The 22,574-nt window shown below is 70.9% G+C and carries 18 protein-coding genes and 3 pseudogenes; 13 read left to right on the top strand and 8 right to left on the bottom strand.

Annotated elements, in window-relative coordinates; genetic code table 11:
* Positions 1-20 precede the first annotated feature (20 nt).
* The 3 genes and pseudogenes from acs to LRS10_RS07580 form a co-directional block, all read left to right on the top strand.
* Positions 21-1,952 (top strand): annotated as a pseudogene (gene acs / locus LRS10_RS07590) (acetate--CoA ligase); the annotation flags it as partial.
* A complete protein-coding gene (locus LRS10_RS07585) occupies positions 1,926-2,348 on the top strand; it encodes a hypothetical protein (RefSeq protein WP_257839108.1) in 423 nt (140 codons plus the stop codon). The pseudogene acs and the gene LRS10_RS07585, both read left to right, overlap by 27 nt.
* A gap of 145 nt (positions 2,349-2,493) precedes the next feature.
* Positions 2,494-3,339, top strand: a complete 846-nt coding sequence (locus LRS10_RS07580) for a small ribosomal subunit Rsm22 family protein (protein ID WP_257836715.1) — start codon at positions 2,494-2,496, stop codon at positions 3,337-3,339.
* Here the strand turns inward: LRS10_RS07580 and LRS10_RS07575 are convergent, their stop codons facing one another.
* The gene (locus LRS10_RS07575) at positions 3,340-4,368 is read right to left on the bottom strand and encodes a LysR family transcriptional regulator (protein ID WP_257836714.1); all 1,029 of its coding nucleotides are present in this window, start codon (positions 4,366-4,368) and stop codon (positions 3,340-3,342) included.
* Positions 4,369-4,443: 75 nt separating this feature from the next.
* Here LRS10_RS07575 and LRS10_RS07570 point away from each other — a divergent pair, with 75 nt between their 5' ends.
* Both LRS10_RS07570 and LRS10_RS07565 read left to right on the top strand, forming a co-directional pair.
* Positions 4,444-5,109: a glutathione S-transferase family protein gene (locus LRS10_RS07570; RefSeq protein WP_257836713.1), complete on the top strand. Its 666-nt coding sequence runs from the start codon at positions 4,444-4,446 to the stop codon at positions 5,107-5,109.
* Positions 5,110-5,197: 88 nt separating this feature from the next.
* Positions 5,198-8,059: a pitrilysin family protein gene (locus LRS10_RS07565; protein WP_257836712.1), complete on the top strand. Its 2,862-nt coding sequence runs from the start codon at positions 5,198-5,200 to the stop codon at positions 8,057-8,059.
* Here the strand turns inward: LRS10_RS07565 and LRS10_RS07560 are convergent.
* Together LRS10_RS07560 and LRS10_RS07555 are read right to left on the bottom strand one after the other, a co-directional pair.
* A pseudogene (locus LRS10_RS07560) lies at positions 8,028-9,334 on the bottom strand (Hsp70 family protein). The gene LRS10_RS07565 and the pseudogene LRS10_RS07560 overlap by 32 nt on opposite strands.
* Positions 9,335-9,428: 94 nt before the next feature.
* On the bottom strand, positions 9,429-11,720 hold the full coding sequence (locus LRS10_RS07555) for an NADP-dependent malic enzyme (RefSeq protein ID WP_257836711.1): 2,292 nt from the start codon (positions 11,718-11,720) through the stop codon (positions 9,429-9,431).
* Between the two features lie 223 nt (positions 11,721-11,943).
* On the opposite strand from LRS10_RS07555, the gene LRS10_RS07550 reads away from it, so the two are divergent.
* Entirely contained in the window at positions 11,944-12,387 is a 444-nt protein-coding gene (locus LRS10_RS07550; protein ID WP_257836710.1) for a hypothetical protein, read from the top strand.
* A gap of 62 nt (positions 12,388-12,449) precedes the next feature.
* Here LRS10_RS07550 and LRS10_RS07545 read toward each other — a convergent pair whose 3' ends face one another.
* The gene (locus LRS10_RS07545) at positions 12,450-13,001 is read right to left on the bottom strand and encodes a TetR/AcrR family transcriptional regulator (RefSeq protein WP_257836709.1); all 552 of its coding nucleotides are present in this window, start codon (positions 12,999-13,001) and stop codon (positions 12,450-12,452) included.
* A gap of 138 nt (positions 13,002-13,139) precedes the next feature.
* On the opposite strand from LRS10_RS07545, the gene LRS10_RS07540 reads away from it, so the two are divergent.
* The 4 genes and pseudogenes from LRS10_RS07540 (at position 13,140) to LRS10_RS25010 (ending at position 16,092) form a co-directional block, all read left to right on the top strand.
* Positions 13,140-13,754, top strand: coding sequence for a glutathione binding-like protein (locus LRS10_RS07540; protein WP_257836708.1), 615 nt, complete (start codon positions 13,140-13,142; stop codon positions 13,752-13,754).
* A gap of 132 nt (positions 13,755-13,886) precedes the next feature.
* Positions 13,887-14,657, top strand: a complete 771-nt coding sequence (gene dapB, locus LRS10_RS07535) for a 4-hydroxy-tetrahydrodipicolinate reductase (RefSeq protein WP_257836707.1) — start codon at positions 13,887-13,889, stop codon at positions 14,655-14,657.
* Positions 14,657-15,388, top strand: a pseudogene (locus LRS10_RS25015) (amidase family protein); the annotation flags it as partial. The gene dapB and the pseudogene LRS10_RS25015, both read left to right, overlap by 1 nt.
* A complete protein-coding gene (locus LRS10_RS25010) occupies positions 15,376-16,092 on the top strand; it encodes an amidase family protein (protein WP_374570940.1) in 717 nt (238 codons plus the stop codon). The pseudogene LRS10_RS25015 and the gene LRS10_RS25010, both read left to right, overlap by 13 nt.
* A gap of 3 nt (positions 16,093-16,095) precedes the next feature.
* Here the strand turns inward: LRS10_RS25010 and dut are convergent, their stop codons facing one another.
* Both dut and coaBC read right to left on the bottom strand, forming a co-directional pair.
* On the bottom strand, positions 16,096-16,551 hold the full coding sequence (gene dut / locus LRS10_RS07525) for a dUTP diphosphatase (protein WP_257836706.1): 456 nt from the start codon (positions 16,549-16,551) through the stop codon (positions 16,096-16,098).
* Positions 16,548-17,744, bottom strand: a complete 1,197-nt coding sequence (gene coaBC, locus LRS10_RS07520) for a bifunctional phosphopantothenoylcysteine decarboxylase/phosphopantothenate--cysteine ligase CoaBC (protein WP_257836705.1) — start codon at positions 17,742-17,744, stop codon at positions 16,548-16,550. Before coaBC ends, dut begins: the two co-directional genes overlap by 4 nt.
* 129 nt (positions 17,745-17,873) lie before the next feature.
* Here coaBC and LRS10_RS07515 point away from each other — a divergent pair, with 129 nt between their 5' ends.
* A complete protein-coding gene (locus LRS10_RS07515) occupies positions 17,874-18,443 on the top strand; it encodes a hypothetical protein (protein WP_257836704.1) in 570 nt (189 codons plus the stop codon).
* A 2-nt stretch (positions 18,444-18,445) separates the two neighbouring features.
* Here the strand turns inward: LRS10_RS07515 and ubiB are convergent, their stop codons facing one another.
* Positions 18,446-19,957: a 2-polyprenylphenol 6-hydroxylase gene (ubiB, locus tag LRS10_RS07510; protein WP_257836703.1), complete on the bottom strand. Its 1,512-nt coding sequence runs from the start codon at positions 19,955-19,957 to the stop codon at positions 18,446-18,448.
* A 4-nt stretch (positions 19,958-19,961) separates the two neighbouring features.
* Positions 19,962-20,720 (bottom strand): class I SAM-dependent methyltransferase, encoded by a 759-nt coding sequence (locus LRS10_RS07505; RefSeq protein ID WP_257836702.1) that lies wholly within the window; start codon positions 20,718-20,720, stop codon positions 19,962-19,964.
* A gap of 60 nt (positions 20,721-20,780) precedes the next feature.
* On the opposite strand from LRS10_RS07505, the gene mutM reads away from it, so the two are divergent.
* On the top strand, positions 20,781-21,680 hold the full coding sequence (gene mutM / locus LRS10_RS07500; RefSeq protein WP_257836701.1) for a bifunctional DNA-formamidopyrimidine glycosylase/DNA-(apurinic or apyrimidinic site) lyase: 900 nt from the start codon (positions 20,781-20,783) through the stop codon (positions 21,678-21,680).
* Between the two features lie 7 nt (positions 21,681-21,687).
* Complete coding sequence (locus LRS10_RS07495) at positions 21,688-22,566, top strand: TraB/GumN family protein (RefSeq protein WP_257836700.1); 879 nt, start codon at positions 21,688-21,690, stop codon at positions 22,564-22,566.
* Positions 22,567-22,574 lie beyond the last annotated feature (8 nt).

Raw genomic sequence — 22,574 nt, 5'->3', positions numbered from 1 at the left:
CGTAGCTTTCGGAGAGCGGCATGTCAGACGGCGAGGTTTTCCCGGTTCCCGAGGCGTGGGCCAAACGCGCCCACCTGGACGCCGCGGCCTATGACGCCGCCTGCCAGCGCGCCGAGCGCGACCCCGAAGGCTTCTGGGGCGATATTGGCCGCAGGCTCGACTGGATGACGCCGTTCACCCAGGTGAAGGACGTGTCGTTCAACAAGGACGACTTCCATATCAACTGGTACGCCGACGGGACGCTCAACGTCTCGGTCAACTGCCTGGACCGCCACATCGCCGCGCGCGGCGACCAGATCGCGGTCATCTGGGAAAACGACGACGGGTCGGCCTATGACGCCCTGACCTACAGGCAGTTGCTGGCCGAGGTCTGCCGCTGGGCCAACGTCCTCAAGTCCAAGGGCGTCCGGAAGGGCGACCGGGTCACCATCTACCTGCCGATGATCCCGGCGGCGGCGGCGGCCATGCTGGCCTGCGCCCGCATCGGGGCGGTGCATTCGGTGGTGTTCGGCGGCTTCTCGCCGGACAGCCTCGCCGGCCGGATCCAGGATTGCGACTCGAAGATCGTGATCACCGCCAACGAGGGCCTGCGCGGCGGGAAGGTCGTGCCGCTGAAGGCCAATGTCGACGAGGCGCTGAAGTCCTGCCCGGGCGTGACCGACGTCATCGTCGTGCGCCGCACCCAGACGGAAGTCCCGATGGTCGAGGGCCGCGACATCTATTTCGGCGACCTGAAGAAGACCGTGCCGGACACCTGCGATCCAGAGCCGATGAACGCCGAGGACCCGCTGTTCATCCTCTACACCTCGGGCTCGACGGGCAAGCCGAAGGGCGTTCTGCACACCACCGGCGGCTATCTCGCCTGGGCTGCCTACACCCACGAGATCGTCTTCGACTATCGTCCGGGCGAGATCTTCTGGTGCACCGCCGACGTCGGCTGGGTCACCGGCCACAGCTACGTCGTCTACGGCCCGCTGGCCAACGCCGCCACGACCCTGATCTTCGAAGGCGTGCCGAACTTCCCGACCTCGTCGCGCTTCTGGGAGGTCTGCGACAAGCACAAGGTTGAGATCTTCTACACCGCTCCCACCGCCATCCGCGCCCTGATGCGCGAGGGCGAGGCGCCGGTGAAGCGCACCTCGCGGCAGTCGATCCGCCTGCTGGGCACGGTCGGCGAGCCGATCAACCCGGAAGCGTGGCTCTGGTACCACCGCGTGGTCGGCGAGGAACGCTGCCCCATCGTCGACACCTGGTGGCAGACCGAGACCGGCGCCTGCCTGATGAGCCCGCTGCCCGGCGCCACCCCGCTGAAGCCCGGCTCGTGCACCAGGCCGCTGCCCGGCGTGAAGCCGCAGCTCGTGGACGCCGACGGCGGGGTGCTGGAGGGCGCGATCTCCGGAAACCTCTGCCTGACCGACAGCTGGCCCGGCCAAATGCGCACGGTCTATGGCGACCATCAGCGCTTCATCGACACCTACTTCTCGACCTATCCCGGCAAGTACTTCACCGGCGACGGCGCCCGGCGGGACGAGGACGGGTACTACTGGATCACCGGCCGCGTGGACGACGTCATCAACGTCTCGGGCCACCGCCTGGGCACCGCCGAGATCGAGAGCGCCTTGGTCGAACACGAGGCCGTCGCCGAGGCGGCGGTCGTGGGCTACCCGCACGACATCAAGGGCCAGGGCATCTACTGCTTCGTAACGCTCAAGCTTGGCGTGGAGTCCAGCGAAGCGCTGCAGGCGGACCTGCGCGGCTTCGTCCGCCGCGAGATCGGGCCGTTCGCCGCGCCCGACGTCATCCAGTTCGCGCCGGGCCTGCCCAAGACCCGCTCGGGCAAGATCATGCGCCGCATCCTGCGCAAGATCGCCGAGGACGACCTGGGCAATCTCGGCGACACCTCGACGCTGGCCGACCCGGCGGTGGTGGACGACCTGGTGCAGAACCGCGCCGCGCGCACCCACACCGACGTCCTCTACGTCGGCGGCAGGACCCATCACGCCGGAGATGTCGAGCAGCTGCTGGTCAAGAACGCGCCGGTGGCCGAGGCGGCGGTGATGGACGGCGGCAAGAACGGCCTCGCGCTGTTCCTCACGCTCGAGCCCGGCTTCCAGGCCAGCGATATCCTGCGCGCCGACATCCGCGCCATCCTGCGGCGCGAACTGGGCGAGGGCGCGACGCCGGGGCTGATCCACTTCGGCCGCCTGCCGCGCACGCCGTCCGGCGAGGTGGTGCGCCCCATCCTGCAACGCATCGCCGAGGGCCAGCCCGCGGGCGACGTCAGCGGCCTGGAGGATTCAGGCGTGGTCGACGACATCCTCAAGTCCAGAGCCGAAACTGTCGCCTGACCTTCCCCCCGCGCTGAAGGCCGCCATCGCGCGCGAGCTGGAAGGGGTCTCCCGCAGGGCGCTTGCCGAACGCGCCGCCGCGACGACCGCGGCCTACCGCTCGGGCGGGACCTCGGCGGCGGCCATCCGCGGGCCCGAGGACGCCTTGGCCTATGCGCTCGCCCGCCTGCCGGCCACCTACGCCGCCTGCGCCGCGGTCTTCGCGGAGGCGCGCCGGATGGCCCCAGAGTTCGCCCCGGCGCGGCTCGTCGACGCCGGCTCGGGCCCCGGCGGCGGGAGCTGGGCGGCGCTGGACGCCTTTCCGACCCTGACCTCCGTCGCCTGGCTCGACGCGAGCCCGCCATTCCTCGCCCTCGCCGGTCGGCTTGCGGCGGACGGACCTGCGCCGCTGGCGGCCGCCGACGCCCGCAAGGTCGACCTCACGGCCGAGGCCGATCTGCCCCCGGGCGACCTGGTGATGGCGAGCTACGCCCTGGCGGAGATCCCGCAGCCTGCGCAGGCGGCTCTGGTCCGTCGGCTGTGGGCCGGCACCGAGGGCCTGTTGGCCCTGGTTGAACCAGGCACACCGGCCGGCTACGCCCGCATCCTGGCCGCCCGCGACGCCTTGATCCAGGACGGCGCCGTCATCCTGGCGCCCTGCCCACACCACGCCGCCTGCCCTCTGGCGGGCGAGGACGGGCGCCACCACGGGTTCCCCGGTTGGTGCCATTTTGCGGTCCGGCTGCCCCGCTCGCGCGACCACCGCCTGGCCAAGGGCGCCGAGGCGCCGTTCGAAGACGAGAAGTTCTCCTATCTGGTCGCTTTGCGCCCTCAGGTCGCGGCCGCCACGCGCGGCGCCCGCGTGCTCGCCCCGCCCAGGGCCGGCAAGCCGGGCATCGAGCTGCGGCTCTGCACGCCCGACGGCGCCGCGGAAGGCCGCTTCGTCGCCCGCCGCGACAAGACCGCCCACGCCCGCGCACGCCGGCTCGACTGGGCCGACGTCTTCGACTGATCAGGGCGCCGCTTCGCCCAGCCCTTCCGCCAGGGCGGCGTCGTTGGCGGCCTCGGCCTGTTCTCGCATCCGGCGGCCGCGCTCGGCGCGCATGCGACCCATCTCCTGCAGGTAGGGCACGAAGAAGTCGAGAAAGGCGCGCACCCGCGGGGTGTCCTTCAGGTCTCGCCGCGTGACGATCCAGGTCGAGCCGCGCGCCTCCTCGATCGGCTCGGAGCAGCGGATCAGGTCCCGCTCCAGGTCCGCCGCCTGGCAGGCCATCGGCCCGACGCCGAGCCCCGCCTTGATGGCGTGCAACAGATTGTTCAGGGTGTTGGAGCGGCTGACGGGGGCCTTGCCGCCGGCCATGCGGAACATCCAGGCCATGCCAGGCCCCTCCGCCATCTCCAGCTCCCCGCCGATCAGGTCGTGGTCGCACAGCGTCTCGGGCGTCGGCAGGCCCATCCGCGCCACATAGTCCCGGCTGCAGTAGAGGGCGAACTCGTGGTCGCCCAGCTTGCGGGCGATGAGGTCCGACATCGCCAGCGCCGCGCCGGAGCGGATCGCCACGTCGGCCTCGCCCGCCTGGATGTCCAGCGGCCGGTCGGTGATGATCAGGTCGGTCTGGATCTCGGGGTACGTCTTCCGGAATTCCACGATCCCCGGCATCAGCATCAGGTTGGCGATCATCTCGGTAGACGTCACCCGGATCACGCCCGCCAGGCCGCGCTGATGTCCCGCGGCCCGGTTGCCGAAGCGCTCGGCGGCATGCTCGACCCGCTCGGCCTCGGCCACCAGGTCCTTGCCGGCTTCCGTCAGCCGGCTGCCTGTCTGACCCCGTTCGAACAGCTTGAGCGCCAGCGCCGCCTCGAGGCTCTCGATGCGCCGGGCCACCGTCGTCTGGTTGACGCCCAGCGCCTTGGCGGCGGCGAGGGTGGAGCCGCCGCGCGCCACCGCCAGGAAGGCTTTCAGGTCGTTCCAGTCGTACATGGTCCAACTCTGCAGTTGTGCAGAACCTGCCTGCAAGGACGCCGCTTGCGCCTTGGCCATGACATAGGTACTCCCCCGCGCTTCAAAATGAACCCCGGTCGCCGAACAGGTGCGATCAATTGTCCGAAGGCGGCCATGAAGCTCTATTGCGACCCGATCTCGACCACCTCGCGGCCCGTGCTGCTGTTCGCCGCCGAACATGAGCTGCCGCTGGAGATCGTCCACGTCGACCTGATGGCCGGCGGCCACCAGGATCCCGCCTACCTCGCGCTCAACCCCAACGGGGTTGTGCCGTTCCTCGTCGATGGCGACTTCGCCCTCGGTGAGAGCGCGGCCATCCTGAAGTACCTCGCGCGCAAGACCGGCTCGGGCGCCTATCCCACCGACCTTCAGGCCCGCGCCCGCGTGGACGAGGCGATCTCGTGGTTCTCGTGCCAGTTCCACGAGGTGTTCTGCATGATGGTCTGCTACCCGAACATGGGTGTGCCGAAGGGCATGGACCCCGCCCTGCTGCAGGGCCTGAAGGCGTATGGCGCCGAGCACGCACCCCGCTGGTTGGCGGTGCTGGACCGACACATGCTGGGCGCCCGGCCCTATGTCGCCGGTGAGGAGATCACCCTGGCCGACTATCTCGGCGTCTCGTACGTGCTGCTGGGCGAACTCGCCGGCTTCGACTTCGAGCCCTATCCGAACATCCGCGGGTGGATCGCCCGGATGCAGGCGCGGCCGCACTTCGCCGAGGTGTTCGAGCGGTTCTTCGGCATGGCGGCGTTCTTCCGCCAGCCAGCGCAGGCGGCCTGACCAGAGCGCGTGACGAACTCGTAAGCTTCCGCAGGCAGCGTGCGGTGCTAGGTGTTGGGCTGGTTCTCTTCCCCAGCCTGGACGCCCCATGCTCCGCACCCTCCGTCCCCTCGGCCGCGCCGGCCTCGGCTTCCTGCTCGCCACCTCGGCCCTGGCCCCGGCCGCGCTCGCCCAGCCGCAAGCGGCCGCTTCGACCGCGGTCCCGCCGATCGTCTTCAAGCAGCGGACACTGCCGAACGGGCTGAAGGTCTTCACCTCGCTGGACAAGGCGACGCCCAACGTCACGGTCCAGGTCTGGTACGGCGTCGGCTCCAAGGACGATCCCCAGGGCCGCTCGGGCTTCGCCCACCTCTTCGAGCACATGATGTTCAAGGCCACGCGCAACCTGCCGGCCGAGAGCATCGACCGGATGACCGAGGACGTGGGCGGCTTCAACAACGCCTCCACCTGGGATGACTTCACCAACTACTACGAGGTGGTGCCGGCCAATCACCTCGAGCGGCTACTCTGGGTCGAAGCCGAACGGCTCTCGTCGCTCGTCGTCGACGAGGCGACCTTCAAGTCCGAGCGTGATGTCGTGAAGGAGGAGTTCCGGCAGAACTACCTCAGCCGGCCGTACGGCCGGCTGTTCGGCCTCTACGTCCCCGAGGCCAGCTACACGGTCCACCCGTACAGGCGGCCCGGCATCGGCAATATCGAGGAGCTGGACGCCGCCACCATCGACGATGTCCGGGCCTTCCACCAGACCTGGTACCGGCCGGACAACGCCGCCCTGATCGTCGTGGGCAATTTCGACGAGGCCCAGCTGAACGCCTGGATCGACAGGTACTTCGGCGTCCTCAAGCGGCCCGCGCAGCCCATGCCCCGCGTCACCGTCCGCGAGCCGGCGCGCACCAAGGCCGGCGTCTTCGAGGGCTATGGCCCCAATGTCCCGCTGCCCGCCGTGGCTATCACCTGGCAGGCGCCCGAAGCCGCCCACCCCGACGCCGCCGCGCTCGTCGTGCTCGACGCCATCCTGTCCTCCGGCAAGTCGTCGCGGCTCTACAACAGTCTGGTCTACGAGAAGCAGATCGCCGCCGAGGCGATGTCCAACGCCGACCTGCCGCAGGACCCCGGCCTCTTCATGGTCGGGGCGGTGATGGCCAGCGGCCACTCGATCGAGGAAGGCGAGGCCGCCCTGCTGGCCGAGGTGAAGCGCCTGCGTGACGCGCCCCCGTCGGCCGCTGAACTGGCGGAGGCCAAGAACGAGCTGATCGCCGGGCGCCTGCGCGAACGCGAGACCATCGACGGCCGCGCCTTCGCGCTCGGCCAGATGCTGATGCTGACCGGCGACGCGGCCAAGGCCAATACGGTGCTCGCCGACCTGCAGGCAGTGACCGCGGCCGACGTCCAGCGCGTGGCGCGGAAGTATTTGGCCGACGAGACGCGGATGACCATCCGCTACCGCGCCGAAAGCGAGCGGCCGAAGGGCGAGGCCGAGCCGCCGAAGCCCGCCCCGCCGAAGACCCTCGCCAAGTACCGTGGCCCCGTCTTCACCCTCGCGCCAGAAGCTCAGCGTGTGAAGCCGCCGGCGCTGAGCGAACCGTTGCCGCCAACCTTGCCGAAGCCGGCCGAGCGCACGCTTCCGAACGGCCTGCGCGTGATCGTCGCCCGCTCGTCCGACCTGCCGCTGATCACCGCCGACCTCACGGTGAAGACCGGCGCCTGGGCCGACCCGCAGGGCCTCGCCGGCGCCGCCGCGATGACCGCCGGCATGCTGACCGAAGGGACCCGGACGCGCTCGGCCCAGGAGATCGCCAGCCAGACCGAGGCGCTCGGCGCGACGCTGGTGTCTGGGGCCGGCCTCGAGGCCTCGTCGGTCACCCTCAGCGTCATGCCCGACAAGGCGCCCGCCGCGCTCGCGATCATGGCCGACGTGACCAGGAACCCGGCCTTCGCCGCTGAGGAACTGGAGCGCCAGCGCCAGCAGGCCCTGGACGGCTTGCAGGTAGCCTACCAGCAGCCCGGCAGCCTGGCCGGCTTCGCCGCCGCCCCGGTGATCTACGGCGGGACGCCCTTCGGTCACCCCTCGCAAGGCTCGCCCGAAAGCCTGCCGCGTCTGAAGCCGGAGACGCTGTCGGCCATCCACCGGACCTACTACCGCCCCGACAACGCCGTCCTGGTGCTCACCGGCGACATCACGCCCGAGCAGGGGTTCGCGCTCGCCCAGCAGGCGTTCGGCGACTGGGCCAAACCGGCCTCTCCGCCGCCGGCGCAGCCGCAGATCCGGCCCGGCGTGACGCCGCGGGCCGTGGCGATCGACCTGCCCGGCACGGGGCAGGCCTCGGTCACCGTGGTGAAGCCGGCCATCGCCCGCACCGATCCCGACTACTACACGGGCATGGTGGCCTCGACGGTGCTGGGCGGCGGCTACTCCGCCCGGCTGAACCAGGAGATCCGCATCAAGCGCGGCTTGTCCTACGGCGCCCGCGCCAGCCTCTCGACGGCGCGGACCACCGGCTCGTTCCGGGCGGCGGCCCAAACGAAGAACGAGTCCGCGCCCGAGGTGCTGGACCTGATCAAGGCCGAGATGGCCAAACTGGCCGCCGAGCCTGCGTCGGCCGAAGAGCTGAGAGCCCGCAAGTCGGTGCTGGTCGGCAGCTTCGGCCGCGAGCTCGCCACCTCCGGCGGTCTCGCCGACATCCTCGGCAACCTGGCCGTCTACGACGTGCCGCTGGACGAGGTCAGCCTCTACACCCGTAAGGTGGAAGCGGTGCAGGCCGCGGATGTCCAGGCCTTCGCCCGCCGCGTCTTCGATCCCGCCCAGGCGAGCGTGATCGTCGCTGGCGACGCCAAGGCCTTCTCCGCCGGCCTGAAGCAGCGCCTACCGAATCTCGAGGTCATCCCTGCCGCCGAGCTCGACCTCGAGAGCCCGAGCCTCAGGAAGGCGCCCGCATCGTCCAGCCGCTGAGGTCGCGCTCGCGGCCCATCAGCGCCAGCCCCGCGGCGATCGATTCCAGCTCCGCGCCGGTCTCGATCCGCTCCCGCGGGAAGCGGCGATGGAACAGCTCGCGCACGGCCGGGACCAGCGAGGAGCCGCCGGTCAGGAACACGCGCTCGATCTGAGCCGCCTCGAGGCGGGCGTCAGCCAGCGCCCGGTCGACGGCGTCTTCAATCAAGCCAAGCTCGGGCGCGATCCAGGCCTCGAAGTCGGTCCGTGAAACCTGGGCGCCAATGTCGATCGAACCCGCCTGGAAGCGGAACTCGGACGCCGTCTCGAACGACAGCGCTTCCTTCAGCTTCGAGACCGAGCGGTACAGCCTGTAGCCGTGGTTCTCGTCCAGCACCTCGATCAGCCGCTCGATCTTCTCGGGCTCGACCGCGTCGCGAGCCAGCTTGCGGATGTCGCGCATCTCGCGGCTCGCCCGCATCAGCGCCAGCTGGTCCCAGCGCGCGAAGGTTGAATACCACCGGTTCGGCGTCGGCAGCACCTTGCCCATGGAGGTGTAGCTCGAGCCCTTGCCGAGCTCGGGCGAGACCAGCCGGTCGATGATCCGGTAGTCGAACGCGTCGCCCGCCACGCCCACGCCCGCACGGCCCAGCGGCGTGGCGCGCAGCTCTCCCGCGTGGCGCTCGAAGCGGATGATCGAGAAGTCCGAGGTGCCGCCGCCGAAGTCGCCGACCAGCACGGTGGCGTCATGATCCAGCTCGCGGGCGAAGAAGAACGCCGCGCCCACCGGCTCGTAGGCGTAGCGCACCTCGCGAACGCCCATCCGCCTGAACGCGGTCTCGTAGCGCGACAACGCCAGCGCCTCGTCCGGGCTCGCGCCCACGAAGCTCACCGGGCCCCGACGATCACCGTCTCGGGGATGCGCCCCAGCCGCTCGCCGGCATAGTCGCGGACCTTCAGCAGGAAGGTGGAGAGCAGGTCCTCGAAGCGGTAGCGGCGGCCCAGGATCTGGGTCTCGCTGAAGCTGGACTGGGCCGCGAAGCTCTTGAAGCTCTGGATGAACCGCGTCTCGGCCGGGTCCTCCACATAGGCCTCGATGGCCCACGGCCCCGCCGCGATGGACCGCTGCGACGGCAGCTCCGGCGGGGCGTAGAACGACAGGCACGAACGGAAGGCGAAGAGCTCGCCCTCGGGGGCGGGAAATCGGACCAGCTCCGCCGCGCCGTCGTCGCCTGCCAGCGCCAGCACGGTGTTTGTCGTGCCGAAGTCGATGCCGACCGTACTGGGCCAGGTCATGGATCACGCTCCTTCTCGCGGGGGACGGACGACGGATCGCCCGCTCCCCGAACGGCGCGCGACCTCTAGGACAGCTTGCGGATGACCGCCCGCATCAGCTCTCGACCTCGGCCAACGGGCGGTCGTAGGCGCAGAGCGTGGCCTGCTGCAGGATGCGCGACACCGAGGCGGCCAGCGGGCAGATCTGCACCGCCTTGTCGAGGCCGAGCAGGATCGGGCCGATCACCGTCGCCCCGCCGATCGACTTCAGCAGCTGCGTCGAGATGGCCGCCGAGTGGATGGCCGGCATGATCAGCACATTGGCCGGGCCCGACAACCGCATGAACGGATAGTTGCCCCGCCGCTCCGGCTCCAGCGCCAGCTCGGGCGGCATCTCGCCCTCGTACTCGAAGTCGACACCGTCCATCTCGTCCAGCATGGCCACGGCCTGCCGCACCTTCTCCGAGCGCTCGCCCATCGGGTTGCCGAAGGCCGAGTAGGAGAGGAAGGCCACGCGCGGCTTGTAGCCCAGCGTCTTCACCGCGCGGGCCGCCTCGATGGCGATCTCCACGAGGTCCTCGCTGTCGGGCATCTCGGTGACGTTGGTGTCGGCGATGAACAGCGTCCGGCCCTTGGCGAGCACCACGCTCATGCCGATGATCCGGCCGTCCGGCGCGGGATCGATCACCCGCAGCACCTCTTCCAGCACCTGGTCGTAGGCCCGCGTCACGCCGGTGACCATGCCGTCGGCGTGGCCGTGCGCCACCATCGAGGCGGCGAAGGCGTTGCGGTCCTGGTTGATCAGCCGCTGCACATCGCGGCGCAGATAGCCCTCGCGCTGCAGGCGCTTGTACAGGCTGTCGGTGAAGTCGGCGTTCCAGTGCGACAGGCGCGCGTTGATGATCGAGAGCTTGGCTTCCGAAGGGTCGAGGCCCACCAGCCGCATGTTCTCGTGCACCAGCTCCTCGCGGCCCACCAGGATCGCCTCGCCCAGCCCGCTGGACTGGAAGCCATAGGCCGCGCGGATGACACTGGGCTCCTCGCCCTCTGCGAACACGATCCTCTTCTTCGGCCCGGCCAGCACCGCGCCCTGCAGCTTCTGGAGGAACGCCGCCGTGGGATCGAGCCGCTGGGCGAGCGCCGCGCGGTAGGCGTCCATGTCCTCGATCGGCTTGCGGGCCACGCCCGTGTCCATCGCCGCCTGGGCGACGAAGGGCGGGATGTACCAGATCAGCCGCGGGTCGAACGGGGTCGGGATGATGTACTCGGGCCCGAACTTCAGCTGCGTGCCGTGGTAGGCCGCGGCCACCTCGTCCGGCACGTCCTCGCGGGCCAGCTGGGCCAGCGCGTTCGCGCAGGCGATCTTCATCTCCATGTTCACGCGGCGGGCGCGCACGTCCAGCGCGCCGCGGAAGATGTAGGGGAAGCCCAGGACGTTGTTCACCTGGTTCGGATAGTCGGACCGCCCGGTCGCCACGATGGCGTCGGGGCGCACCGCATAGACCTCCTCCGGGGTGATCTCCGGATCGGGGTTGGCCATGGCGAAGATGATCGGTTTCGGCGCCATCTTCTTGACCAGCTCGCCCGACAGAGCGCCCTTGGCCGACAGGCCGATGAACACGTCGGCGCCTTCCAGCGCCTCGGCCAGCGTCCGCTTGTCGGTGTCGGCGGCGTGCGCCGACTTCCACTGGTTCATGTCCTCGGCGCGGCCGCGGTACAGCACGCCCTTGCGATCGACCGCGATGACGTTCTCGTGCGGCACGCCCATCGCCTTGATCAGCTCCAGCGTGGCGATGCCCGCCGCGCCGGGACCGTTCAGCACGACCTTCACGTCCTTCAGGTCGCGGCCCGTGATGTGGCAGGCGTTGATCAGCCCGGCGGCCGAGATGATCGCCGTGCCGTGCTGGTCGTCGTGGAAGACCGGGATATCGAGCAGCTCCTGCAGCTCGGTCTCGATCCGGAAGCACTCGGGGCTCTTGATGTCCTCGAGGTTGATGCCCCCGTAGGTCAGGCCGATGTTCTTCACCACCGTGATGATCTCGTCGGCGTCCTTGGAGGCCACCTCGACGTCGATGGCATCCACGTCGGCGAAGCGCTTGAAGAGGACGCCCTTGCCCTCCATGACCGGCTTGGACGCCAACGCGCCCAGGTCGCCCAGGCCCAGGATGGCGGTGCCGTTCGAGATCACCGCCACCAGGTTGCCCTTCGACGTGTAGTCGTAGGCCGCCTCGGGATCCTCGGCGATCTTCAGCACCGGCACCGCCACGCCCGGCGAATAGGCGAGCGAAAGGTCGCGCTGGGTCGTCATCGGCTTGGTGGCCGCGATGGCGATCTTTCCCGGGCGGGGCAGACGGTGGAAGCTCAGGGCCTCCTCGTCGGTGAAGGTGCGTTTCTCGGCGTCGCTCATGCGCGCGTCAGGGCCCCCTTGGCTGGGCGCGGGTCAGGAAGGCGCGCAACCTATAGAGCGGCGGGGCCGTAAACAACCTTGCCCCGAAGATAAGTTTACGCTGGGGAAGCGGACGCCGGCGGAAATCCATGCCCCGACAAATTCGCGTGCGCTCGGAACCCGTACGGCCGGTGGGCAGTTTCATCCCCTGCAGGGGTGTGGGGGCGTGCAGGGAGCATGCTCTATGAGACAAGTCCTTTCCGCCGCCGCGGCCGTCGCGGCGCTCGGCCTCGCCATGCCGGCGTTCGCCCAGACCACTTCGACCGCGGACTCCACGCCGCCGGCTGAAGCGACGACGGGCGCACAGGCAGGCGCGACGACCGGGGACGCGACCGGCTCGACGTCCGGAACGACCGCTGACACGTCGGCCGACGCCGGCGCCGTCGCGCCCGATGCGGGCGCCGCCGGCGCGAACGCCAGCGTCACGGCCGGCATGACGGTCAAGGACAAGACCGGCGCGAGCATCGGCCAAGTCAGCGACGTCAAGGCCGACGGCGGCAAGACCATGGCCACGATCAAGATGGGCGCCGAGACCTTCGCGGTCGACGCGGCCAACCTGGGCGTCGCCGACGGCTCGGCGACGATCAACGCCACCCAGGCCGAGATCCAACAGATGCTGAAGAAGTAGGCTCCCTCGAAGCCACGAGGGACGATGGTGGGAAGGCGGCCGCGGCGACGCGGCCGCCTTTCTCATGGCGGGAACAGCATCTCCAGCGCCGCGTCCGCCACACGCTTCAACGCCTCGCGCGCCGCGCCGGTGCGGGCCCGCACTGACAGCGTGTGCATCGTCGCCGTGATCATGGCCGCCGCCGCCGCGGGCCGGACGCCGGGCGCGAGCTGATCGGCGTCCTTCTCGAACCGCGCCCGGTACAGCGCCTCGGTGGCGTCGATGAAGCCGGCCGCGATCGCGCGGACCTCCGGATCCTCCACCGACTGGGTGATCGCGGTTCCGGTGACGAAGCAGCCGCGCTGGGCCAGATCGCCGGCCTGATAGACCTCGTTCGCCCGCTCGAGGATGGACGCGATCACGTCGCGCAACGGTCGGTCGGCCGACAGCCCCCGCCGGAGGGAAGCGAGCGCCTCGTCGCGCGTGCGACCCAGCGCCGCCAGGTACATCGCGCGCTTGTCGCCGAAGGCGGCATAGAGACTGGGCCGGTTCAGCCCCGTGGCGGCGACCAGGTCGTCCAGCGACGTGGCTGCATAGCCCTGGTTCCAGAACACCGCGCGGGCCTTCTCCAGCACCTGATCCGGATCGAAGCTGCGCGGCCGGCCGCGCGACCGCGCCGGAGCCCTTTTTGTACCATTCCGCAAACAATCCTTGACCGCCGCTATTTTGTGCGGAACGGTACGAATATCAACCGCAGAGGACGCAGCCTTCCCATGGACGTCTATTATTCGCCCCTCGCCTGCTCGCTGGCCAGCCGTATCGCGCTCTACGAGGCCGGCGCCGAGCCGCGTTTCCACCGCGTTGACACCCGCTCAGGCCGCACCGCCGGAGGCGAGGACTATCGCACCATCAACCCCAAGGGCCTGGTGCCGGCGATCCGCACACCCGAGGGCGAGATCCTGACCGAGAACGCCGCGGTGCTGCAGTACATCGCCGACGCCTATCCTCAGGCGCAGCTCGCGCCGGCCGGGTTCCAGCGCTACCGCCTGCAGCAGTGGCTGAACTTCATCGCGTCGGAACTGCACAAATTCGTCTTCACGCCGCTGCTGAGCCCGAGGTTCGACGATGCGGCGAAGATGGTGGCGCGTGAGGCCGGCGCCGAGCGCTTCGCTTACCTTGATGAACACCTGGCCGGCCGCGAGTGGCTGCTGGACGAGTTCAGCGTCGCCGACGCCTACCTGGCCGCCGTGCTCAACTGGGCCCAGGCCGTGCAGTTTGATCTCGATGCCTACCCGGCGGTGATCGCCTACCGCGACCGGCTCCGCGCCCGCCCCGCCGTCGCCCGCGCCCTCGGCGAGGAATTCGCCGAGTACCGCCAGGCCGCCTGAGCGCCGCGGCCGCCGCCTTCCCCGGCAGCGGCTTCGGCGGGAGCGCCGCGAGGGAGTCGCGGCGCTCCCACACCTGCCTTGACCCCGCGCCCCGGCTCGCGTGACCTTCCGCCGAGTTTTCCCGGAGGCGTCGTGGCCGCACCCATCAAGATCGCCGTCGCCGGCGCCCTCGGCCGCATGGGCCGGGTCGTCACCGATACGCTGTCGAAGGATCCCGCCTTCGTCCTGGCCGGCCGCTTCGACCAGCCCGGCGCGACCGGCGACGGCCTGACGGACGCTGAGCTCGCCATCGCCGCCTGCGACGTGGTGGTCGACTTCACCATCGCCCCGGCTTCGGCGGAACTCGCACCGAAGGTGGCCGCCGCCGGCAAGGCCCTGGTCATCGGCTCCACCGGCTTCGACGCCGGCCAGCTGGCGATCATCGCCGAGGCGGCTCAGCGCATCCCGATCGTCCGCGCGGGCAACTTCTCGCTGGGGCTCAACATGCTGATGGGCCTGGTGAACCGGGCGGCACGCGCGCTGCCGGCCGCGGGCTGGGACGTGGAGATCGTCGAGACCCACCACCGTCGCAAGGTGGATGCGCCGTCGGGCGCGGCGCTGATGCTGGGCGCGGCCGTCGCCGAGGGCCGGGGCGTCACGCTGGAGCAGCACGCCCGCAAGAGCCGCGAGGGCATCACCGGCGAGCGCCCGGTCGGCGAGATCGGCTTCGCCGCGATCCGCGGCGGCGGCGTGGTGGGCGAGCACAGCGTCATGTTCGCCGCAGAGGACGAGATCCTCACGCTGAGCCATTCCGCCCGCGACCGGACGCTGTTCGCTCGCGGCGCCCTCGCCGCCGTCCGCTGGGTCGCAGGCCGCCCGCCCGGCGAGTACGACATGCAGGACGTGCTCGGGATGAAGCCCTAGTGGCCGACCTGGCCGAGCTCGACGCCACTGCGCTGGCCCAGGCGCTCGCCGGCAAGCGGGTGTCGGCGGTCGAGGCGCTGAAGGCCGTCCTTTCCCGCCACGAACAGACGCACGCGACCCTCAACGCGGTGGTCGCCGTCGATCTCGAGCGCGCTCTGGACCGCGCCCGCGCCATCGACGACCACCGCGCCAAGGGCGACGCCCTGGGGCCACTGGCCGGCGTGCCCATGACCGTGAAGGACACCTTCGACGTGGCCGGCATGGCCGCCTCGTCCGGCCTGGCCGAGTTGCGCCGTCGGCAGGTCGAGGACGCCGACGCCGTGGCGCGTGCGCGGCAGGCCGGCGCCGTCATCTGGGGCAAGACCAATGTGCCGGTCATGGCGGCCGACTGGCAGAGCGCCAACCCGCTCTACGGGGCGGCCCGCAATCCCTGGGATCCTGCGAGGACTCCTGGAGGCTCGTCGGGCGGCGCGGCGGCCGCCCTCGCCGCGCGGGTCACGCCGATCGAGATCGGGTCGGACATTGGCGGCTCGTTGCGCGTCCCCGCCAGCTTCTGCGGCGTCTTCGCCCACAAACCCACGTGGGGCATGGTCAGCCAGCGCGGACATGTGCCGCCGGCGCCGGGCTCCTTCGCCGAGCGCGACCTCAACGTGGTGGGCCCGATGGCGCGTTCGGCCCGAGACCTGCGGCTGCTGCTGTCGGTGATCGAGGGGGCCCCCTGGCGGCCCGGGCGCCCGGCGCCGACCTCACCTCGGCCCGCATCGCGCTCTGGGTCGATGAACCGCTGTTCGCGCTCGATCCGCAAGTTCGGGACGCCGTGCTGCGTCTGGCCGGCGAGCTCGGCGCCGCTGGCGCGAGCGTGGAGCCGATCACAAGCCCGGTCGACGCCCACCAGTTGCTCGGCGCCTACCAGACGCTGCTGGGCGCGGTTCTGGGCGAGGACCTGCCGCCCCGTCTGGTCCGGTCGATGGAGTTCACCCGACCGCTGGCCAAACTGGCCCTGCGCCGCGGGGCGGGCCCGCTGTCCACTGCAGCGATGACGGTGGCCTACACCGCCCGACACACCGATTGGCTCGCCGCCGACGCCGTGCGCGCCCGGCTGCGCCACGAGATCCTCGGCCTCTTCGACCGGTTCGACGCGATCCTCGCGCCGATCGCCCCGACCGCGGCCTTCCCGCACGACCCCCGGCCGTTCCAGAAGCGCATCCTGAAGGGCTCGGACGGCGCGACCTGGCCATATGTCTCAATGCTCCAGTGGATCGCGCTTCCGGCGGCGCTGCGCCTCCCGGCCACCGCGGTGCCCGCGGGCCTCAGCGCATCGGGCCTGCCAATCGGGGCGCAACTCATCGGCCCGCCGGGCGCTGACGGCCGCCTGTTGGCGCTGGCCCAGTCCATCGACGAGGACATCCGCGGCTTCCAGCCGCCGCCGCTCTAAAGGCTACTTCGACCCCGTCGACCCGAAGCCGCCCGCGCCGCGCGCCGTCTCGTCCAGGGACTGCACCTCCGTCCACGCCGCCTGCACCACCGGCGCGACCACCAGCTGGGCGATGCGGTCGCCGCGCCTGACGTGGAAGTCTTCCTCGCCGAGGTTGGCCAGGATCACCTTCACCTCGCCGCGGTAGTCGGCGTCGATGGTGCCCGGGGTGTTCAGGCAGGTGACGCCGGACTTCAGCGCCAGGCCCGAGCGTGGCCGCACCTGCGCCTCGTAGCCGGCCGGCAGCGCGAAGGCATAGCCCGTGGGCACGGCGGAGCGGGCGCCCGGCTTGATCGTCAGGGTCTCGCCGTCCGCCACCGCGGCGCGGAGGTCCATGCCCGCCGCCTGGGCGGTCTCATAGGCCGGCAGCGGCAGGCCCTCGCCGTGGGGCAGGCGCAGGATCGGGACGGTCGGGTTCACTTCGAGATTTCCTCAGCGATGCGGGCGGCGAGCTTCCGAGCCACCTCGGCTTTCGGCGCGTCGTCCCATCGCTCGATTCCAGCCGTGGAGACTATGGCCACGGCGTTGCGGTCGCCGCCCATCACGCCTTCGATCGAGACGTCGTTGGCGACGATCCAGTCGCAGCCCTTGCGTTTCAGCTTGGCCATGGCGTGGGCCTCGACGTCGTCGGTCTCGGCGGCGAAGCCGACCACCAGCTTCGGCCGCGCCTTCGACTGGCTGAGCGTCGCCAGGATGTCGGGGTTCTCCACCAGGCCGATGACCGGCGGGGCGCCCGCCCCCTTCTTGATCTTGCCCGCGCCGACGCTATCCGGACGCCAGTCGGCCACGGCCGCGACGCAGACGGCGATGTCGGCCGGCAGCGCGGCCTCGCAGGCGGCCAGCATCTCGCGCGCCGTCTCGACATTCACGCGGGTGACGCCCGCCGGAGCCGGCAAACCCGTGGGCCCGCTGACCAGCGTCACGTCCGCCCCGAGTTCCGCGAGCGCGCTGGCGATGGCGTAGCCCTGCTTGCCCGAGCTGCGGTTGGTCAGCACCCGCACCGGATCGATCGGTTCGGCCGTCGGGCCGGCCGTGACGATCGCACGCCGGCCTGTCAGCGGGCGGGCGCCGGCGCCGGCCAGCGCGTCCTGGATGGCCTGGAAGATCGCCCCCGGCTCCGCCATCCGGCCTTCGCCGTACTCGCCGCAGGCCATTGCGCCCTCGTCGGGCCCGACGAACAGTACGCCGTCGGCCTTCAGCGTCGCCAGGTTCCGTCTCGTCGCTGGGTGCTCCCACATCCGCACATTCATGGCCGGCGCCATCAGCACCCGCTTGTCTGTGGCGAGCAGGGTCGTCGACGCCAGGTCGCTGGCGTGGCCGTTCGCGGCCTTGGCCATTAGGTCAGCCGTCGCCGGCGCCACGACCACCAGGTCGGCCGAGCGCGACAGCTCGATGTGGCCCATCTCGGCCTCGTCGGTCAGCGAGAACAGCTCGGAATAGACCTTGTCCTCGGCCAGCGCCGACAGCGACAGCGGGGTGACGAACTCGGCCCCGGCCCGGGTCAGGATAGGCCGCACGCCTACGCCCGCCTTGCGCAGCAGCCGCGTCAGCTCAAGGGCCTTGTAGGCCGCGATGCCGCCACCGACGATCAGGAGCACCCGCTTCTCGTCCAAGGCTCGCCGCCCCCTTGCGAAAGAGGGCCCTGATGTAGGCGAAGCCGCGCACCGAGGCCAGGGACTCGACAAACCCACGCAGCTGTGTTCTTCATTCGTTCTAGCTCGACTATGGACGGAGAGAACGAGATGGCCCGGGTAAGGATGGCGCTGCTGGTCGGCGCCGGCGTAGCGGTGCTGGCGCTCGCCGCCTGCGACAACGGCCCTTCGGCGGTGGCTCAGCAGCAGGCTGCCGGGACGCAGATGGCGGTCCCCCGAGAGACGGCGCGCGACGATACGCCGGCCGGCGGCGACAGCCGCGTCGACCATCGCAACGATCCGGTGAAGCTGGTCGACGGCAAGCCGATGTGGTCCGCCAGCCGCCGCTTTTCGGCCGAGGCCAACGCCCAGCGCGCCTTCGAGCGCAACGGCGAGGCCTTCGGCGCCGACACCCTCGACGAGTTCGTCCGCAAGGCCCACGCCTTCGTGGAGAAGCCGCCGCGCGGCACGCTGACGCTTGACCGCACGAACGGGGACACCCTGTTCTACGACCCCAAGGGCAACGTCTTCGCCATCGCGACCAGGGACGGCGCGCCGCGCACCATGTTCAAGCCCGACGACGGCCCCGCCTACTGGGAAGAGGTCAAGGCCCGCGAAGCGAGGCGCGCCCAGGGCGGCCAGACCCGCCAAGCCCGCCGCGCCGCCGACGACGACGCCTAGGCCTAGCCCAGCGCGACGCCCGCGAGGAACGCCGCCGCCGACACAACGGCGCCGAGGGCGAACCAGAGCAGCGGATGCGCTTCACGGCGCTCCTCGACCACGGCCACCGCGGTGGGCGTCGGCGGGTTCTGGGCCAGGCGGGCCAAGTTGCGCATGGCGACCTCGGCCTCTCCGGCGAAGCGCTTCAGCCGGGTCGCGGGCGAGAGCTCGCGGGCGATCCACCGGCGGACTACAGGCTCGGAGGCGGCCCAGATGTCGTGTTCCGGGTCGATGCGCCGGGCGACGCCCTCGACCGTCATCATCGTCTTCTGCAGCAGCACCAGCTCGGGCCGAAGCCGCATGTCGAACAGCGCGGTGATCTCGAACAGCTGGGTCAGCACCCGGCTCATCGGGACGTCGGCGGCCGCGCGGCCGAAGATCGGCTCGCCCACCGCCCGCAGCGCCTGGGCGAAGGCCGAGACGCTGTGGCGGGCCGGGACGTAGCCGGCCTCGAAGTGCACCCGCGCGATCTGCGGGTAGTCGCGGTTCAGGAAGCCCCAGAGGATCTCGGCCAGGTAGCGGCGCTCGGGCGCCCCCAGGCGGCCGATGATGCCGTAGTCCACCGCGGTGATCTGAGCCGGCGCAGCGACGAACAGGTTCCCCTCGTGCAGGTCCGCGTGGAACACGCCGTGGTCCAGCGCCTGGGCGAGGAAGGCGCGGATCAGGTTGTCGGCGAGCGCCTTGCGGTCGAAGGCCGGGTCGGTCAGGACGCCCTCGTCCGAGAGCGGCCGGCCCTTGGCCCATTCCATGGTCAGCACCCGCTTGCCGACCCCGTCCCAGACGACGACCGGCGCGGCCATGTAGCCGTCCTGCGCCATCACCTCGCCCATCTCGTCCGCGCCGGCCGCCTCGAGGCGCAGGTCGAGCTCCAGTTCGGTGGCGCGGATCACCGTCTCGGCGAAGCCCCTGGGTTCGAGCCGCCGCGCCGGCGGGACCCAGCGGTCGATCAGCCGCGCGGCGAGATCCAGCACCTCGGCGTCGTCGGCCACCCGCCGGGCGATCGCCGGCCGCAGCACCTTCACCGCCACGCGCCGTCCGTCGAGCAGGACCGCATCGTGCGCCTGGGCCAGCGACGCCGCCGCCACCGGCTCGCCGAAGCTGGCGAACAGCGTCTCGATGGGGCGGCCGAGCGAGTGTTCCACCTCCGCCCGCGCGACCGCCGTGGGGAATGGCGGCAGCCGGTCCTTCAGTCTTGAAAGGTCCTCTGCGAACTCGCGGCCGAACATGTCGGCGCGGGTCGACAGCAGCTGCCCCAGCTTGATGGCCACCGGCCCCAGCCGCTCGAGCGAGCGCGCCAGCCGCTCGCCGGGGCGCCCGATCCTGGCCTGGCGCCCGCAGAACAGGCGGAGGACCCGTGCCGCCGTCCGCACGCCGGTCGAATACAGCGCATCCAGTTCGCGCGGCAGCAGGGCGTCGTTGCGGACGAGCGTCCAGCCGGCCCCGATCAGCCGCAGGAAGGCGCCCGGCCCCGCCATGGCCTCAGATCGCCCGGCCGGTGTGGAGCGCGGCCACGCCCGCCGTGAAGTTCGTGTAGCCCACCTGGGAGAAGCCCGCCTCGCCGATCATGGCGGCGAAACGCTTCTGGTCGGGAAACCGTCGAATGCTCTCGACGAGATATTGGTAGCTCTCGCGGTCGCCCGCCACGCGCGCCCCGATCTCGGGGATCACCTTGAACGAATAGGCGTCGTAGGCCTTCCGCAGCGGCTCGGTGACCGGATGCGAGAACTCCAGGCACAGGAACCGCCCACCCGGCTTCAGCACCCGCCTCGCCTCTCGCAGAGCCGCGGGGATGTCGGTCACGTTGCGGATCCCGAAGCTGATCACATAGGCGTCGGCCGTGCGATCCGGCACGGGCAGACGTTGGGCGTCGCCCACGGCCCAGACGATCTCCGGCTCAAAGCCGCGCTCGATCCCCTGCGCAACCATCTCGGCGTTGTAATCGATAACCACCACCTGGGCGTCGGCGCCGCCCCGGCGCAGCTGCACCCGCCGCGCCATCTTCGCGAAGCGCCGCGCCATGTCTCCGGTGCCGCCCGCGACGTCCAGGATCACCTCGCCAGGCTGCGGGTTCAGCCGGGCCGCCGTCGCGTCCTTCCAGAGCCGGTGCACGCCCGCGCTCATCAGGTCGTTCATCAGGTCATAGCGCCGGGCCACGCGGTCGAAGACGCCGCGCACCAGGCCCGCTTTCTCGCGGGCGTCGACATCGCGGAAGCCGAAGGTGGCGGTGGGTCCGGTCATGGGCGCGTCTTAGCGGCTCAGCCCTCGACTGACCAGCAAGGCCGTGCCAAGCGAGAACCCATGCCCGAGTTGCCCGAAGTCGAGACGGTCCGCGGCGGCCTCGCCCCCGTGCTGGAGGGCCGCCGGCTGGTCCGCGTCGTGGCCCGCCGGCCCGACCTGCGCTTCCCCTTTCCCGACAATTTCGTGCAGGTGCTGACCGGCGCCACGGTCGTGAAGATGGAGCGCCGCGCCAAGTACCTGATGGCCCGCCTCGACCGCGAGGACACCCTCGTCATGCACCTCGGCATGAGCGGCCGCTTCGAGATCGCCCATCCCCTCACCAGCCAGGCCGTCGTCGGGTCGGGAGCGCGGAGCGCGACGATCGACGGCCCAACAAGAAAGTACGCGCCGGATCCGGACCCCAAGCACGCGCACGTCGTCTTCGAGACCGACGAAGGCGTGCGCGTGACCTATTACGACCCGCGCCGGTTCGGCTACATGGCGCTCGTCAACACGGCCACGATTGACCTGCATCCGTGGTTCGCCGAGCTGGGCCCCGAACCGCTGTCAGAGTCGTTCGACGCGGAGCGTCTGAAGGCCGCGTTCAAGGGCCGCAAACAGGGTCCCAAGACCCTGCTGCTGGACCAGCGCATCGTCGCGGGCCTGGGCAACATCTACGTCTGCGAGGCCCTGCACCGGGCGCGGATCAGCCCGTTCAAGCCGGCCGGCAAGATTCCGGCGAAGAAGCTCGGGCCGTTGGTCGACGCCATTCGCGAGGTGCTGCGCCTGGCCATCGCCGCCGGCGGCTCCACCCTGCGCGACTACGCCCAGGCCGACGGGGCCCTGGGCTACTTCCAGCACAGCTTCCGCGTCTACGACCGTGAGGGCCGCCCCTGTACAAACGACGGTTGCCACGGCGTCGTCGCCCGCCAGGTCCAGGCCGGACGCTCGACCTTCTATTGCCCCGTTTGCCAGAAATAACCCGCCCATGATCCGCAGCGTCCTGGCGGCCGCAGCCGCCCTCGTCCTCGCCTCCAGCGCGCCCGCCGCCGCGCAGCCGCCGAAGGGCCCGCCCGTGTGGGTAGTGAAGGACGCCGACTCCGAGATGGTGCTGTTCGGATCGGTCCACGTCCTGCCGCCCGGCATGGCCTGGAAACCGCCGGCGCTCGCCGCAGCCCTGCGGCACGCCGACGACCTCTGGTTCGAGCTGCCGCCCGGCCCCGCCGCCGAACAGGAGAGCGCTCGACTGGCCGGGGAACGCGGCGTCCTGCCGCCGGGCCAGTCCCTGTTCACCCGGCTGCCGCCGGCCGACTCCGCCCGGCTGGTCCGCGTCGCCGAAGCCTACGGCGTGGACAAGGCCATGCTCGACCGCCTGGAGCCGTGGCTCGCCGAGCTCGCCCTGGCCGGCGCCGCCTTCCGGCGCTCGGGGGCGGGTCTGGAGAACGGCGTCGAGAAGGCCGTGGAGGCCGCCGCTCCGGCCACCGCGCGACGCCGCGCCTTCGAGACGCCCGGCGAACAGCTCGCCATCTTCGACGAGGCGCCCGAGGTCGAGCAGATCGCCTCGCTTCGCGAGACCCTGCGCGAAATGGAGGAAGACCCGCAGGCCTTCGACAAGCTGGTCGCGGCCTGGGCGGCCGGCGACATCGCGACCATCGACCGAGAGGCGCTGCAGCCGCTCCGCCGCGCATCGCCGCTGCTGTTCCGCCGCCTCGTCGACGACCGCAACGCTCGCTGGGTCCGCACCCTCGACACACGCCTGAAGGGCCAGGGACGGACCGTCGTGGTGGTGGGAATGGGCCACCTGATCGGCGAAGGCGGGGTGCCGGCGAGGCTGCGGGCGCTTGGCTATTCCGTCACGGGGCCGTAAGTCGCGGG

The sequence above is a fragment of the Phenylobacterium sp. J426 genome (genome assembly GCF_024699945.1).
Taxonomy (GTDB): Bacteria; Pseudomonadota; Alphaproteobacteria; order Caulobacterales; family Caulobacteraceae; genus Phenylobacterium.
The sequence above is the reverse complement of the archived record's forward strand: the minus strand, read 5'-3'. Positions and strand labels throughout refer to the sequence as shown.